This window comes from Streptomyces rapamycinicus NRRL 5491, from assembly GCF_024298965.1.
Lineage (GTDB): Bacteria > Actinomycetota > Actinomycetes > Streptomycetales > Streptomycetaceae > Streptomyces > Streptomyces rapamycinicus.
Genome location: NZ_CP085193.1, coordinates 324,499 through 338,994, shown reverse-complemented (window position 1 = coordinate 338,994; position 14,496 = coordinate 324,499). Strand labels below are relative to the sequence as shown.

Sequence of the window (14,496 nt, the reverse complement as noted above, 5' to 3'; positions counted from 1 at the left end):
ACACACCCTTCGCCCCGGGGTACCTCGTCGAAGTCGACGTCCCCGCCGCCGTGCCCCTGCCCGACTGAACCGGCCGGGCGGGGCAGCGGCGGTGGCCCGTCATGAACCCAGCCGGTGGAAATCGCGGTTGTGGTAGACGAGTCCGTCGGCGTCACCCCGCATGTGGATCTCTTCCACACGGATGAAGAGAACGCTGTGCGAACCTATCGGCGTCCGCCCGGACAGGGTGCCGGTCATGGTCACCGGCGCGTCGCGCAGCACCGGCACCGGGCCGGCCGATGCCCAGATGTCCCAGGCGAAGCGCTCGTCCATCGCCACTTTCGTGGCTCCGGAGAAGTGCCGGGCAAGCTCCGACTGGTCCCCGCCGAGGACGTTCAGCGCGACCCGGCCGTTGGCTACGAAGACGTCGTGCATGGCGCTGCTCCGGTTGACGCAGGCCAGGATGGTCGGCGGGGAGTCCGTGACCGAGCAGACGGCGCTCAGTGTGATTCCGCACCGGCCGCCGGGGCCGTCGGTCGTGAGAATGCTGACAGCCGCCGCCAGGTGTGCCATGGCGTCCCGGAATTCGGCGCGAGTCGCTGTGATCGTCATGTTGTTTCCGCCCATGTCCAGCTCGTTCGGGTTCCTGCTCGTGTGGCGTTCGGCGTCAGACGTTCGTGGCGATGGGCTCGTGGAGGCCGATCAGTGCCCGCCCGTAGGCCTCGCGGGCCAACTGCGTGTTGAGGAAACCGTGGCGGCCGGCCGCCTCCAGGTCACGCCAGGCGCGCTGCAGCGGGTTGGCCTCGGCGAACCCGCTCGCGCCGTGGATGTCGAGCAGCCGTGACATCGCCTGCCGGCAGTTCTCCACCGCGGTGGAGACATCCATGCGCGCGCGGGCCCGCTCCACCAGACTCATGGCGCTGCCCGACGCGACCGCCCCGTCGATCGCGTCGGTCGCGCGGCGGGTGTGCAGCCGGGCGGTGTCCAGGTGCTGCGTCGCCTCGGCCAGCCAGAGCTGGGTCACCACCGCCTCCGGAGCGGAGGGGTACCGGCTGTAGACGATCTTCTTCTTCGCCGCCAGCGTCTGGTGCACGATGTCCAGCGCCCCGTGCGTGGCGCCGAGCAGCGGGCCCGCCATCATGGCCGATCCGCCGATCCCGCTGAGGATCACCTGCTCAGCGGTCCGGGGGCCCTTGGAGGTGATGATCCGTTCGGCCGGTACGAAGACGTCCGAAGCGACGATCGTGTGGCTGCCGCTGCCGCGCATACCGACGACCCGCCAGTCCTCGTCGATGGTCAGGTCACTCATCGGGACGGCGAGGCCGTGCACGGTCGGGCCGCCTTCCTCGACGGTGCCGGTGGCCAGAACCATCGCCCACCGCGCATGCGTGCAGCCCGAGGCGTACCCCCACCGCCCGGTCAGCCGGACACCTCCGTCGACCGGTTCCACCCGGCCGGCAGTCGGATTGAGCGAACCGCACAGCCAGGAGTCCGGACGCTCGCCGTACAGGAAGGAATTGAGGGCGGGGCTCTTCGGGGTAACGGCGATCTGACCATTCACTCCCACCACCCAGGCGGTGGAGGCACAGCCGCGCCCCAGCTCGGCCGTCACCTCGGCGAGCGTCCCGATGCCCTGGCCATAGCCACCGTTCTCGACTGGTACGCACAGTCGCGCGAACCCAGCCTCGGTGATCACGGCAAGGCTCACGTCGCTCAGGCGTCGCCGCTCCTCGGTCTCGGCGGCGTGCTGCCTGAGCAGCGGCACGAGTGCGGCGGCGCGCGCCACGAACTCCTCGCGTGCGGGCACCGCGCTGGTCTCGTCGTGTCCGACGGCAGTCATCGTCATGATCGCTTCCCTGGATGTCTCGGTCCGGGCTCACGCCCCGATGCGACCGAGCCAAGCCGAGCGACGCGACGCGACTCTTGTGACGGCGACCAAAGATCAGTCCGGTCTTTGCGACGGCGGTCCGAACACCTCGACGAAGTTGAGGGCGGCGTGCACCGCCAGCCGGCCCTCCTTCACCGGACGCCCGCGCAGTTGCTCGGCCTTCTTCACCCGGTACAGCACGGTGTTCTTGGCGATATGCAGCCGTTCGGCGACAGCCGAGACGGCACGGTCGTCGTCGAGATAGGCGCTCAGCGTGCTCCGCAGCTCCGCCATCGCCGGGTCGTCGGCCGCGAGCGGCCCCAGCACCCGGGTCACGAACTCCGCCGCCGCGACCGGGTCGGCGTTCAGGAGGATCGGCAGCTCCAGCCGCTCGTAGTCGTACACGGGCCCCGGAGATCGTCCCACCCGGCCGGCCAGTTCGGCCGCCAGCGCCTGCTCATGGGAGCGGCGGAAGCCGGCGAGGGCGTATCCGGGACGCCCCAGCGCGACGCGCAGATGTGGCGGGAGCCCCTGGTCCCGCGGCGCGGACCGCCGGTCCGGGCCCGGCGCGGGCGGCGGACCGCTGACCCTGCCTCCCCACGCCCACAACTTGGCCGTGCCGGTGGGTACCAGCAGGACCGAGGAGCATCCGAGAGTCGTCAGCAGCCGCGTCGCGGCGTCGGCGAGTTCGTCGGCGCCGCCGGCCACTTCGGTGTCGGACCAGGCGATGAGTGCCAGATGGTGCACCGTCAGGTCGTAGGAGAGCCGACTCATGGCCCGGTCGCGGTCGACCTCCCGGCCCGCGAGGATGTCCCGCACCATCTCCTGCCGGGCCGCCGCGGTGCCGGCGAGCCAGCGGTCACGGGTGACGGCAAACTCCTGTGCCATCAGGGCGCTCAGCGCGGCCATCCCCTCGAACAGGTCCGCGGACATCTGCCGCATGCCCTCCGCCTGACTCTCCGGGGGCAGATGGGCGCCGCACCAGTCGAAGAGCCTGCCGAGGAAGTCCGAGTGGAACAGTTGGACGCCCTGGAGCCCCACGTCCACCGACACACCCCTCGGTACGGCCTCCCTGACCAGGGCGGAGAACTCGCTGCGCAGCGCGGCGGGCGGAGTGTGGTCCCCCGACAGGGAGACGACGGCGGACAGAGCCAGGGCCTCGTAGGAACGGCGCGGCCGGAAGTGGACGTACCGGACGTCGGAGATACCGTGGGCGTTCCGTCTTGCCGCCATGGCCTGGCCGGCCTCGATGGCCCAGCCCGCCGCGGCGCGGCCGACCCGGGCGACCACCTCGGCGACCAGCATGGGATCGGACACGGCGGAGCCGATCACCGCCTCGTCCTCGGGCCGGAGCCGTCCCAGCCATGCCCGCCCCGGGGCCCTGATCCCGTCCGTGCTCACCAGGCGCCCCGGCGCATGGGCCGACCGTGACTCATCTGCTTCCCCGTGTTTCCTTTTTGGCGCGTACGCCGTCGCGCTCCCGGCCCCTCCACAGTAAGTGCTCCACCACGTCGGCCAGCCGCCTCATGGCCAACGCGTCCAGACCCGAGCGGTCCAGCAGGTCGAGGGCCGCCCGCAGAGCCCGTTCACGTCGACCATCGCGAGCGGCACGCGGTCGAGTGCGGTATCAACCGCCTCAAGATGTACCGGGCAGTGGCCACGCGGTACGACAAGTCGGCAGTCCGCTACGAGGTGACCGTCCTCGTCGCAGCCATCAACGAGTTGCTGCGACCAGCGCACATGATGCGCCCCGGCAAGGAGTCCGAAAGCCCGAAAACCGCGGTCACTCCCCGGTTGTGCCGAGGAGGGTCTGCGCCAGTTCGCGCGGCTGCGAGAACATCGGCAAGTGGCCGGTGTCCATCTCGATCAGCCGCCAGTGCTCGCTGGTCAGTAGCTTGGTTACGTCGTCGCCCGGCTCGGGGTCACCGAGCGTGCACTTGCTGTATGTCGCCGGGAGATCGCCGAGCGGCCGTTCCAGCACGGCGGGTCCGCTGTCCGGCCGGCACGCCTTGCTTCTCGGCGAGACCGGACAGCGTCAGCGGGTGGACGCCGTGGCCGGCCGCACGCAGATACGGCACGACCTCGTCCCACGCCCAAGATCCGAGCCGCGCACCCGCGACCAGCACAAAGTTCGCCATGGCCGCACCGTAGCGAAGCGACACGACAACCGCTCCGGAAATACTGTCGATACACGCCCTGGAAGAGGCTGTTCGGCCGCGCGGGCTTCCACCTCCTGCGCGAACGCGTCCTATTGGCGTGACAGACGGTGGCGGTCCCACATGACCGTTCTCACCGAAGTCGGCCGCCGTGTCCTCCAATCCAGTCGACCAAGCAATATGGCCGAGCCGAAGCGCGTTAGCAGGCGCAGCGGCAGGCTCGTTGTCGACAATGACCGCTGAGCATGGTGACCTGCCCGGTGCCGGGGCTCCAGTAGGGTCCGGTCATGACCACGGAGCACCCCAACTCGTGGGCTGCCGAGGCGATCCGTCGGGTACGGGCAGGTCGCCCGCATCTGGCACCGACGCCCCTGCGCCCGCTTCCGCTACCCGCGATCCGGGACGTCGGGATTTACCTCAAGGACGAGTCCGCGCATCCCACCGGCAGCATGAAGTATCGCCTGGTGCGGGCCATGTTCTGTGAGGCGATCGCCAGCGGCGCCATCAGGTCGGACACACCGGTGATCGCGGCTACGAGCGGGGCGGTTGCTGTCGCCGGAGCCCACTTCGCGAGACTGCTGGGCCTGGTGTTCACCGCCGTCGTACCGGCGAAGACCCCTGCGGACGTCCTGGCCAGGATCGAAGGGGAAGGCGGACGGTGGCAGGTGGGTGAGCAGCCGCCCGCCGCGGTGCAGGAGGAGGCGAGGGCGTTGGCCGAGCGGCTCGGCGGCCACTTCCTGGACCACTTCGGCGACGGGGAGCGGGCGGTGGCCGGATGTGGTGAGCCGACGATCGCCGACGAGATCTTCGATCAGATGAGCGGGGAACCGCACCCGATCCCGGAGTGGATCGTCAGTGGTGCCGGAACCGGGGCGACCTCGGCGGCGATCGGACGCCACCTGCGGCGACACGGTCATCCGACTCGCCTGGCGGTGGTGGACCCGGAGAACTCCGCCTACTTCCCCGCGTGGGTGAGTGGGTGTGGCGACTACACCACGGGGATGCCCTCGCGGATACCTGGCATCGGTCGCCCACGCACCGAGCCCGGCTTCCTGCCGGCGGTGATCGACCTGATGATCCCGGTACCGGACGCGGCGTCCATTGCGGCCCTGCGGTGGCTTCGTACTGTTGCCGGGATCGAAGCCGGACCGGCGGCCGGCACCAATTTCTGGGGGATGTGCTACCTCGTGGCACGGATGCGCCGAGCGGGGATGCGGGGCAGCGTCGTCACCATCATCGGCGATGGCGCTGATCCGTACCGGAACACCCACCTCAATACGGAGTGGGTGCGTGCGCGGGGGCTCGACCCCGCGCCGTACGAGGCCGACATCGAGCTGTTCGCCCGCACCGGGGACTGGCCGGTCGGGTAGCGACCCGCGTGACAGCCGGGAGCGGATGCCCCTCAGACCTCCAGCCCGGCTGATGCGCAGGGCCTCGCCGCCGGTGTCCAGACCGCTGTCGGCCGCATGCGCTTGGGCGCGCGAGGAGTTCTGCAGCCGTTACCTTCGGGGAGATCTCCATGTCTGGGGTTCCGTCTGTCAGGGACGGACCGGACGGCCGAACCAGGGACGGGCTTGCCGCTGAGACAGCAGGATCACGATGGTGGTGCCAACCCCGCCCAGGATCAGCCCGGCCGGTTGCCCCTGCCCCAGCGTGCCCAGCCCGACGGCGATCATCAGCGAAGCGATGATGATCGCCGTACCCCGTGAGCCTGGCTTCCTCTTCGGGAAGCGCAGGGCGCTGACCAGGCCCACGAATGCCGGGGACGACGTTGCGAAGATCGAGCCAGCCGCCTCCATGTGGTCCGTCGCGATGGCGAGCACCATGCCGAGCAGGCCGAGCCCACCCATCACGAAGAACAGCACCTGTGCGGCGCGGACCGTTCCAGGCATCGTCATCGACTGGGGGTGATGCCCGCCCGGGACCGCGCCGCCGTTCGGATACGGCTGATAGGGCGGTTGCGTGGCATACGGGGCGGGACCGTACCCAGCAGGCCCCCCTTGACCAGCGTTGTCCCATCCTGGCTGCTGTTGGCTGGACATGGTCAGGACCCTACCAGCGCCCCACCCCCGCGACCTCACACTTCAGTGGGCCACCGGCTGGCGGATGGTTGGGTCAGGGGGTGAGTTCTGCCCGCTCGGTGGCGGAACGGCCCGGGTCGTCGGCCCGGGCCGTCTTGTCGTTCAGGCCCCTGCCCCTGCGGCCTCTGAGGTCCCCTCAGAACCCCTCAGGGATGGATCCGTCCTGGTCGATGACGTTGTCGCCGGGGCCGCCGTCGATGTCGTCCTGGCCGGGGCCGCCGAAGAGGTAGTCGTTGCCCGGTCCGCCCTTGATGGTGTCGTCGCCCCCTTCGCCGTCGATCGAGTCATCGTTCCCGGCGCCGTCGAGGTAGTCGTCGCCGGGGCCGCCGTAGATCTCGTTGGCCACGTCATCGCCGATGACGGTGTCGTCGCCGTCCCCGGCCCAGACTGCGAACGAGTCGGTGATGGTGTCGTTTCCGGCGTTGCCGTTCGCGTTCGTGGCGTGGCTGATGGTGTCGTCGCCGTCGCCGCCCACCACGACGGAGGCGCCGGTGATGGTGTCGTCGCCGTCCCCGCCGTAGACGTTCACATCGCCGCCGGAGATCTTGGCGCTGTCATTGCCGTCGCCGAGTTCGACGTTGCCCTGGTCGCCGCCGTGGTCCGGGTCGGGGACGGGCACGGTGCAGGTCACATACGTCAGGTCGGTGGCGGTGGGGTGGGTGCAGTCGGTGCCGGCGGAGATCTCGACAACGTCGTCGACGCCGAAGGTCAGCGTGGTGTCGGTCTCGCTGACCCGCTTGATGGTGAGCTTGTTGGTCTGGCCGTCGGCCGCCGTGTAGGCCATCACTCCGTCGGTGACGGTCACGGTGGCCGGCGACGCGGCCGACGGCACCGGCGACGACGACGCGGGCGAGGTGGCGGCCTGGGCGCTCCAGGCGAAGAGTCCGGTGCTGGCCGCGGCGGCCAGTAAGGCGGCGACGCCGACCGGGCGGACGCGGCGGGAGCGCGGGCCAAGGGTGGACACGAAAGACCTCCGTGGGGAGTGGATCTGATTTCCGATCACCCGTTTCGACGTGGAAGATCCGCGCGGGGTTGTGCCACTCGCATGCCCATTTCACCGGCCTTTTCGAATTACCATTTCGCGTTCAGCTCTACGGCACCGGGAATTTTCTCCGCGTTGTCGGAATGTGCGTTCTACGAGCGGCGGGAATTCCGGTGAGTCCCGGAAACGGGTGGCGATGCCATACGGGGCATCGGCCATCGGTGATCTCCGCCACGTGGCTCAGCATTCCGCACTCCGTCCGTGCCGTCGGGTATGGCGGTATGAGCGGGAGAGCACTCTCTCATCGCCGTAGGCCGGACACGGAGCGGGAGAGCGCGGATGGCGGACGAGACGAGGGCCGATGGCCGAGGAGCCGGCGTGCGCAGGCGCGGGGTGGGCCGGTCGGTGGAGAAGGGGCGCGGCGGCTGGGCCGGGCTGCTCGCCATGGTCCCGGTGCTGCTGCTGATCGGCGGTGTGGTGTTGGACGTCTTCGGGCCGGTGCCCTACGCCGGGTTGCCCCTGCTGTCCGCCAGCCCGCTCGCGGCCTGCATGGTGCTGACGTTCCGGGGCGCGGTGATCACCGCGGCCGTCGCGTGTGTGCTGGCGGTGTGTGTGGATGTGCTGGTGAACCGCCCGCTGACGGCGCTCGTGGTGAACCTGCTGGATGTGGCGGTGATCAGCGTGATCGCGCTGTGGCTGAAGTGGGTGGTCCAGCGTCAGGGGCAGCGTTTCGCGGCGGTGCGCGCCGTGGCCGAGGTGGCGCAGCGGGCGGTCCTGCCGCTGCCGCCCGCGCGGGTGGGGACGGTGTCGGTGGCCACCCGCTATGAGTGTGCGCACGCGGAAGCGCTGATCGGCGGAGACTTCTACGCGGTGCGCGATTCGCCGTTCGGGGTGCGGGCGCTGATCGGGGACGTACGGGGCAAGGGTCTGCCCGCCGTGTCCACCATGGCCGTGGCGACCAGCGCCTTCCGTGAGGCGGCGGAGCAGGCGGCCACGTTGCGGGAGCTGGCCGAGTACATGGAGCGGGCCCTGGCCCGGTTCGCGGCGGACGTCGGCGACCAGCCGGACGCACTGGAGCAGTTCGCCACCGCCGTACTGGTAGAGGTCAGCAAGGAGGAGGGGTGGGTGCGGTTGCACCACCGCGGTCATCCGCCGCCGTATCTGATCAGCGGGGGCCGGGTGACGTCGCTGGAGCCCTCGGCTCCGGGGTTTCCCCTGGGGCTGGGGATGCCTGAGGACATCGGCGAGTCCGGCTGTGACACTTTCCCCTTCCATCAGGGGGACTACCTGCTGCTGGTGACCGACGGTGTCACCGAGGCGCGCGACCGGCACGGGACCTACTACGAACCTCGCACGAGGCTGGCCGACCGGGATTTCCGCACGGCGTCGGAGGTGGTGGACACACTCGTCGCCGATGTCACCGACTGGGCGGGGGGACGGCGGCATGACGACATGGCGATCCTGGCCCTCACACCGGTTCGCTGAGGGGTAGCACGGCAGCCTATCCTCCCTCCATGAGGGATTCACGAGCGTTCTATGTGTGATTGGTGCGCGATTTGAGGTAGGATGGTGGCCGGGAGGTGAGCTCTTGTCCAGCGAGGAAGAGCTGTTCGGTGCCGTTGACGCGCTGCTGGAACAGGCTGCACTGGATCCGCTGCCGGAACCCGCGGAGCGCAAACGTCTGCGCGAAGCGGCCGGACTGACGCAGGAGCAGATCGCGAACGCTCTGCGGACCCGGCGCGAGGCGGTGGGGAGCTGGGAGGCCGGACGTACCGATCCGCGGCCGCCGAAACGTGCCGCATACGCACGGCTCCTCGAGGGCCTCGCGGCCCGCTTCCCCGCGCCCCGGCCGACCGACGGCACCTCGGCTGCGGCCGAAAGCCCCACCTCAAGCGCCATGCCTGCCATGACGGCTCCGGAGAACACCGCGCCACGCGCGGCGACCGCTCCGGCCACCGCGGCACGCCCGGCGGCCACTCCCGGGCCGACATCGACGTCGCGCCGCCCCGGCACGCGGAAGGCGGCTCCGGCCGGTATCTCGGCAGACGGCATCGATCCGCGGTTCGAGAACGGGCCGCTCGCGGTCGTCGACGCCGACGCCGACGGGCAGGTGCTGCTGGCGTACTGCGTCGGCGGCCTGGTCCTGGACGTGCCCGCCAAGTCGATCCCGGCCCTGGTGGAGTGGACGCTGAAGGAGGCGAAGCTGGGGCAGCCGAAGCTGTCCGGGCCGGGCAAGGACGCCGACCCGCTGCTCGTGCTCACCGAGGCCGCGCTGGAGCGCTACGGTCTGCCGGTCGCCTTGACGGATGAGGAGCGGCTCGCCGGGCGGATCCCGGGGGGCCACAAGGTCATCAAGCAGCTGACGCGGGGGGACTGGCAGCTGACCAAGCGCGGGTTCGGCCCGTGGGCGCGGATCTACCGCCCGGCCAAGGGCTCGGAGCGCCAGTGCGTGCAGCTGTGCATCCCGTCCTGGAACGCGCTCGACTCCCGCCACTGGGGCCACGCCGCGCAGCTCCCGCCGGCGGAACTCGCCCGGCTCCTGGGCGCCTACGCGGCCCGGGTGATGACCCCGCGCGGCTCCACGGCCGTCACCGGCCTGGAACTGATGACCGCGCTGCACCCGCCGACCTACGCCGTGCGCGACGAGGCCACCGGCGGCTTCCGGAAGGCCGACGACAAGGCCCCGGGGTCGTTGGGCGAGGACCCGGTGGCCTGCGCTCCGTGCGAGGCGCCGGACGGGCACCCGCTCCTGGCGGACCTGCCGCGCTTCCATGTCCGAGGCCCCGGCGAGAAGCTGTTCGAGGAGGCGTACGACTGGGCACGCCCGATGACGGACGCCGAATGCACCCTGCGGTACCTGGTCGGCATCGATGTGAACATGGCCTTCGCCGCCGGTGCCAACGGCCTGGTTGTCGGTCTCGGCGCGCCCACGCACGTCAAGAACCCGGTGTTCGATGCGAAGCTGCCCGGCTCGTGGCTGGTCGACCTGTCCCACGTCGACCTCTCCCGCGTGAAGGTCGGCAAGGACAAGTGGGCGGACCTGGACGCCGCTCTGCTGCCCAGCCCGTTCACACCGAAGGGTGAGCGCCCCGACGGCCCGGCCTGGTACGCGACGCCCACCGTCGCCTACGCGGTGGAACTGGGCTACGACGTCGCGCCGAGCGAGGCGTACGTCCGCTACGACAACGGCCGCTACCTGGACGGTTGGTACAACCGACTGAGGGACGCCTACCTCGCCACGATGGCCGACCTCGGCGTCGGCGCGGACCTGGCACCGGCCGACTTCCTGACGGCGATGGACGGTTACAAGGAGCGCGACCCCGAGCTGGCGATCGTCGTCTCCGCGATCAAGGCGACGGTCAAGGGCGGCCTGGGCAAGCTGCGCGAACGCCCGCGCGGTGAGGGCTGGCGGCCCGGCGAGACGTGGCGGGCCCTGTCCCGTCCGACATGGCGGCCGGACATCCGCGCGGCGGTCATCTCCCGCACACGGATCAACCTGCACCGCAAGATCGTCAAGCATGCGGCGTTCACCGGCCAGTACCCGGTCGCGGTCCTCTCCGACTGCGTCGTGTACGCGGCCGACGGCACCAGCCCGCTGGACTTCCTGCCCTACCGCGACGGCAAGCCGCTGCCCGGCGGCTTCAAGCTCGGCATCAACCCGGGCCTGGTCAAGCACGAGGGCACCCAGACCGTCCTGTGGGGCGAGGGCGTACGCGAGCAGTTCAACGCCCCCGAGCTCAACCTCGCCCGGTACATCAAGGACGGCACCGTCACCGACGTCGACAACGGAGAGTAGGAGAAGGCGACGATGAGCCTGTTCGGGGACGGCCTGGACGCCGCGGTACAGAAGTCCTTCACCCGCCCGGCGCCCAAGAGCGCACCCGCGCAGATGCGCTACCTGGTCAAGCAGCTCAAGGGCACCAGGGCGGTCGCCCAGATGCTGCGGGTATCCCAGCGCACCGTCGAGCGGTACGTGAAGGACCAGATCAAAAAGCCCCGTCCCGATCTCGCCGCGCGCCTGGAGCGCGAGGTGAAGAAGCGGTGGCAGCCGCAGATCAGGGCCAAGGCCCGGCAGACCGCGGCGACCACGGGTGGCATCGTCATCGACACCCGCGCCCGGCTCGGCTACACCGCGCCGATCGGGACGACGGACCAGGACCGCCTCCGGCACCTGACCGTCGCCCTGCCCCCGCAGTATGCCGCCCGCCTCTTCGAGGCCCAGGAGGCCGGCGCCGGCGAACAGCAGCTCAAGGAGATCGCCGCCGAGGCACTCAAGGAGGTCTACTTCCAGGACAACGGCCGCCGCGCCGGCCAGCTCGAGGAGGTCCGCTTCACGGACATCGAGCACCTGGAGTTCGACCTGTAGCAGCCGCTGTCGCGCAGCCATCTGCTTGTGGGCAGCATGTGCCGCGGACCGACCTGGGGCGCACGCTCCGCCATCCGGTCATGACCTCCCTGCCCCCGCGGAGCCGCGTGCCGTCCTGCCGCGTCCGGCCATGGCCAGCAGCAGTGCTCCGGCGATGGCGATGACGACCGCGGTCGTGAATGCCGTCGTCCACGAGTGTGCGTGGTCGACCACGGCTCCGGTGATGAGCGGGGCGAGGAAGCCGGCGCACCCGGCGATGAACTGCACGACGCCGGCGACGGTGCCGTAGCGTGGCCCGGGCACCTCCTCGGCGACCACCGTCCAGTACTGCGCACCCGTGAAGTAGAGCAGGAAGATGATGACCGTCATGAGCGCCACGGCCTCGACGGCGCTTCCGACGAACGCGATGCCGCCGAACAGCGCCGCCGCGAGGATCAGGCAGATCACGATCGTCCAGCGGCGTACGGTGGCGGCGGCGCCGAGGCGGCGTACGAGCCAGTCCGTGGTGATGCCGCCCGCGATCATGCCGATGCAGCCGCCGACCCATGGGATGGCACCGGCGACGGCCAAGTGGTCCAGATCGATGCCGCGCTCGCTGACCATATAAGTGGGAAACCAGGTCAGGAAGACATTGAGGATCCAGGCGTAGCCGAAGTAGGCCAGGGCCGTGGTCCAGATGACCGGCCGGGCGACGTAGTGCCACACGCCCGGCAGCGCCGACGGCTCTGTGCCCGCCTTGTCTCCTGCCGCGTCGCTCTCTCTGGCCTTGTGTTCATCTCCCTGGATGTGGTCTTCGGCAGCGGGGGTCTTCCCCGTTGCCGCTGCTTCGCCCTCCGGGCCGCGGATCTCGCGCAGTTCCGCGGGTTTCATCCAGGGGTGCCGCTCAGGGGTGTCCCGTACGACGGCGAACCAGCCGACTGCGAAGAGCACGCCGACGATGCCGAAGATGATGAAGGGCGCACGCCAGTTGCCGTTTGTCGCCTCGATGATGGCGACCACGACGGGGGTTCCGACGGCTCCGCCGAGGGGTGTGGCGGCATTGGCGACGCCGATGGCCGTGCCGAGCTCCCGCCGCGGGAACCAGGTGTTCATCAGCTTGGCGGTGACGGTTGCCTGGGGGCCTTCGGCGGCGCCGAAGAGAATCCGGATGATCAGGAAGCTGATGAATCCGGCACCCGCCGCCGTGGCGGCGGTGAAGGCGGACCAGGCGAGAGCCGCCCAGCCCATGGCCTTGCGGGGGCCGAAACGGTCGGCGGCCCAGCCGCCGATGAGCCCGAAGGGTGCGTAGGAAACGGCGAAGATGCTGAGGATCCAGCCGAACGCGGTCTCGGAGAAGCCGTATTCCTCGATGATGTACGGCGCGGCGACGCCGATGGCTGCCCGGTCCGCGTAATTGAGGCCCAGCACCATGAAGTTGGCGGCGAGTACGGCCCAGCGAGTACGCGGTGTGGGTGGCCGGTCGCCGCCGGAGCGCCGGGCGGTGCCCTTGGACAGGGTGGGGGAGGGGGAGCGGGACACTGGTGGTGATCCTTCCTGGGGACGGTGAGGCCGGATCGAGGGGAGGGGGAAACGCAAGAAGGCGCGCTGATCGGCCCTCGTCGAAGGGGAGATCACGGGCGTCCAGCAGCGCGAGACCCTCCTCAGGGGTGAAGATCATCTGGGTCGTCGTGGGAGGAGTAGGCGCCGCTGCGCAGCAGAAGCCGTACGGGGGACGTCCGTTCAGGGTGTGCCGCGAGGTGCGTCAGTCACCGTGCCCGCCCGGGGTGCGGCCGGAGCCGGTGGTGAGCAGGGTGACCAGTACGTCGGTCGCCGTGGCCAGCTGGCTGAGTTCGATGAATTCCCGGGGGGTGTGGGCTTCGGTCATGGAGCCGGGGCCGAAGACGACGGAGGGTATGCCGGCCCGGCAGATCTTGCTGGCGTCGGTGCCGTGTCCCACGCCGATGCCCGTCGGGTCAAGCCCATGGGCAGTCAGGGCACGGCCGACCTCTGCGGAGAATGCGGCGCCGGTTCCCTCGTTCTGCGCGGGGAGGGCGTGGTCGACGACGTGTGGCGGTGCCACCTCCACAAGGCCGGGGAAGTGGCTCTCCAGCTCGTCCTTCAGCTCCCGCCACACCTGCATGGGCTCCTCGCCGCCCACGGTGCGACGGTCGATGGTGATCTCGCAGCGCTCAGGCAGGACGTTGGGTCCTGAACCGCCGGATATCTGTGTGGTGACCAGGGTGGGTGCGCCGACCAGCGGCCGCTGCTGCCGGGCCAGCCGAGTGGCGACCTCCGCGCGCAGATGGCGGACCACCTCGGCGGCCGTCTCGACCGGGTTGACCCGCCCCTCCGGGAGGGAGCTGTGCCCACCGGGTCCGGTGGCGACGATGCGGCAGCGCATGACTCCCTTGTGTGCCACGACAAGGGCGAGGCTGGTCGGTTCGCCGACGACAGCACCGGCGCAGCGTGCGGCGAATCGATCGCTGCCGTCGCCCGTGGTGTCCGTCCCTCCGTCCGGACCGAGGAGGTGTGTCACGCCTCGGTAGCGGTGCTCCTCGTCGATGACACCTGCCAGCACGACCGTGCGCTCGGGCGGGCGCCCGGAGGCGGCGATACGGGCGAGCGCCGAGAGGAAGGCGGCCAGTGGCCCCTTCGCATCGCAGGCGCCGCGCCCGTACAGGCGGCCGTCGCGGACGTGTGCGGTGAAGGGGTCGAGGGCCATTCCCTCGGTCTCGACGGTATCCAGATGTGTCTCCAGCAGGAGCCACTCGTCGGTGCGGCGTCCCGGCATGGTGGCGACGACGTTGCAGCGGCCGTCGGCGACCTCGTCCAGTCGGGCGGTCATGCCCAGGCGGCGACAGTAATCCGCGACGAATTCGGCGAGCGGAGTCTCCGCCGCGACGGCCTGCTCGCGAGGGTTGACGCTGGGAATGGCGACCAGCTCGGCCAGCAATGTCTCATCGGTACTGCATTGCAAAATGTGGTGTTGCATTTGGCTGACGGTAGGAGGCAGGATCGGCATGGTCAAGAGCCGTTGCACGGGGAGCAATCGGCAGCGCGGAAGCCACGAAAAGGAGAAGGGAGAC

Annotated in this window: 11 protein-coding genes and 1 pseudogene; 4 read left to right on the top strand and 8 right to left on the bottom strand. The window is 70.2% G+C overall.

Annotation, left to right across the window (positions count from 1 at the left end):
- Positions 1 to 99: 99 nt before the first annotated feature.
- The 4 genes and pseudogenes from LIV37_RS01490 to LIV37_RS01465 all read right to left on the bottom strand — a co-directional run bounded on the left by LIV37_RS01490 (position 100) and on the right by LIV37_RS01465 (position 3,984).
- Positions 100 to 591 carry a flavin reductase gene (locus LIV37_RS01490; protein ID WP_121826299.1) on the bottom strand — a complete coding sequence of 164 codons (492 nt, stop codon included), beginning with the start codon at positions 589 to 591 and terminating at the stop codon, positions 100 to 102.
- A 55-nt stretch (positions 592 to 646) separates the two neighbouring features.
- Positions 647 to 1,825 (bottom strand): acyl-CoA dehydrogenase family protein, encoded by a 1,179-nt coding sequence (locus tag LIV37_RS01485; protein ID WP_020865339.1) that lies wholly within the window; start codon positions 1,823 to 1,825, stop codon positions 647 to 649.
- A 96-nt stretch (positions 1,826 to 1,921) separates the two neighbouring features.
- A complete protein-coding gene (locus tag LIV37_RS01480) occupies positions 1,922 to 3,247 on the bottom strand; it encodes a PucR family transcriptional regulator (RefSeq protein ID WP_121825944.1) in 1,326 nt (441 codons plus the stop codon).
- A gap of 382 nt (positions 3,248 to 3,629) precedes the next feature.
- Positions 3,630 to 3,984 (bottom strand): annotated as a pseudogene (locus LIV37_RS01465) (hypothetical protein).
- A 305-nt stretch (positions 3,985 to 4,289) separates the two neighbouring features.
- On the opposite strand from LIV37_RS01465, the gene LIV37_RS01460 reads away from it, so the two are divergent.
- A complete protein-coding gene (locus tag LIV37_RS01460) occupies positions 4,290 to 5,372 on the top strand; it encodes a PLP-dependent cysteine synthase family protein (protein WP_121825945.1) in 1,083 nt (360 codons plus the stop codon).
- A gap of 168 nt (positions 5,373 to 5,540) precedes the next feature.
- On the opposite strand, the gene LIV37_RS01455 is transcribed toward LIV37_RS01460, so the two are convergent.
- Both LIV37_RS01455 and LIV37_RS01450 read right to left on the bottom strand, forming a co-directional pair.
- The gene (locus LIV37_RS01455; RefSeq protein WP_148717884.1) at positions 5,541 to 6,044 is read right to left on the bottom strand and encodes a hypothetical protein; all 504 of its coding nucleotides are present in this window, start codon (positions 6,042 to 6,044) and stop codon (positions 5,541 to 5,543) included.
- A gap of 175 nt (positions 6,045 to 6,219) precedes the next feature.
- Positions 6,220 to 7,047 carry a calcium-binding protein gene (locus LIV37_RS01450; RefSeq protein ID WP_020865334.1) on the bottom strand — a complete coding sequence of 276 codons (828 nt, stop codon included), beginning with the start codon at positions 7,045 to 7,047 and terminating at the stop codon, positions 6,220 to 6,222.
- A gap of 396 nt (positions 7,048 to 7,443) precedes the next feature.
- On the opposite strand from LIV37_RS01450, the gene LIV37_RS01445 reads away from it, so the two are divergent.
- The 3 genes from LIV37_RS01445 to tpg all read left to right on the top strand — a co-directional run bounded on the left by LIV37_RS01445 (position 7,444) and on the right by tpg (position 11,431).
- Positions 7,444 to 8,550, top strand: a complete 1,107-nt coding sequence (locus LIV37_RS01445; RefSeq protein WP_243146427.1) for a PP2C family protein-serine/threonine phosphatase — start codon at positions 7,444 to 7,446, stop codon at positions 8,548 to 8,550.
- A 103-nt stretch (positions 8,551 to 8,653) separates the two neighbouring features.
- Positions 8,654 to 10,861, top strand: a complete 2,208-nt coding sequence (gene tap, locus LIV37_RS01440; protein ID WP_020865332.1) for a telomere-associated protein Tap — start codon at positions 8,654 to 8,656, stop codon at positions 10,859 to 10,861.
- A 12-nt stretch (positions 10,862 to 10,873) separates the two neighbouring features.
- Positions 10,874 to 11,431, top strand: a complete 558-nt coding sequence (tpg, locus tag LIV37_RS01435) for a telomere-protecting terminal protein Tpg (protein WP_020865331.1) — start codon at positions 10,874 to 10,876, stop codon at positions 11,429 to 11,431.
- Between the two features lie 78 nt (positions 11,432 to 11,509).
- Here the strand turns inward: tpg and LIV37_RS01430 are convergent, their stop codons facing one another.
- Entirely contained in the window at positions 11,510 to 12,949 is a 1,440-nt protein-coding gene (locus tag LIV37_RS01430; protein ID WP_020865330.1) for an MFS transporter, read from the bottom strand.
- A gap of 223 nt (positions 12,950 to 13,172) precedes the next feature.
- On the bottom strand, positions 13,173 to 14,402 hold the full coding sequence (locus tag LIV37_RS01425; RefSeq protein WP_158634955.1) for a M20 family metallopeptidase: 1,230 nt from the start codon (positions 14,400 to 14,402) through the stop codon (positions 13,173 to 13,175).
- Positions 14,403 to 14,496: the final 94 nt, after the last annotated feature.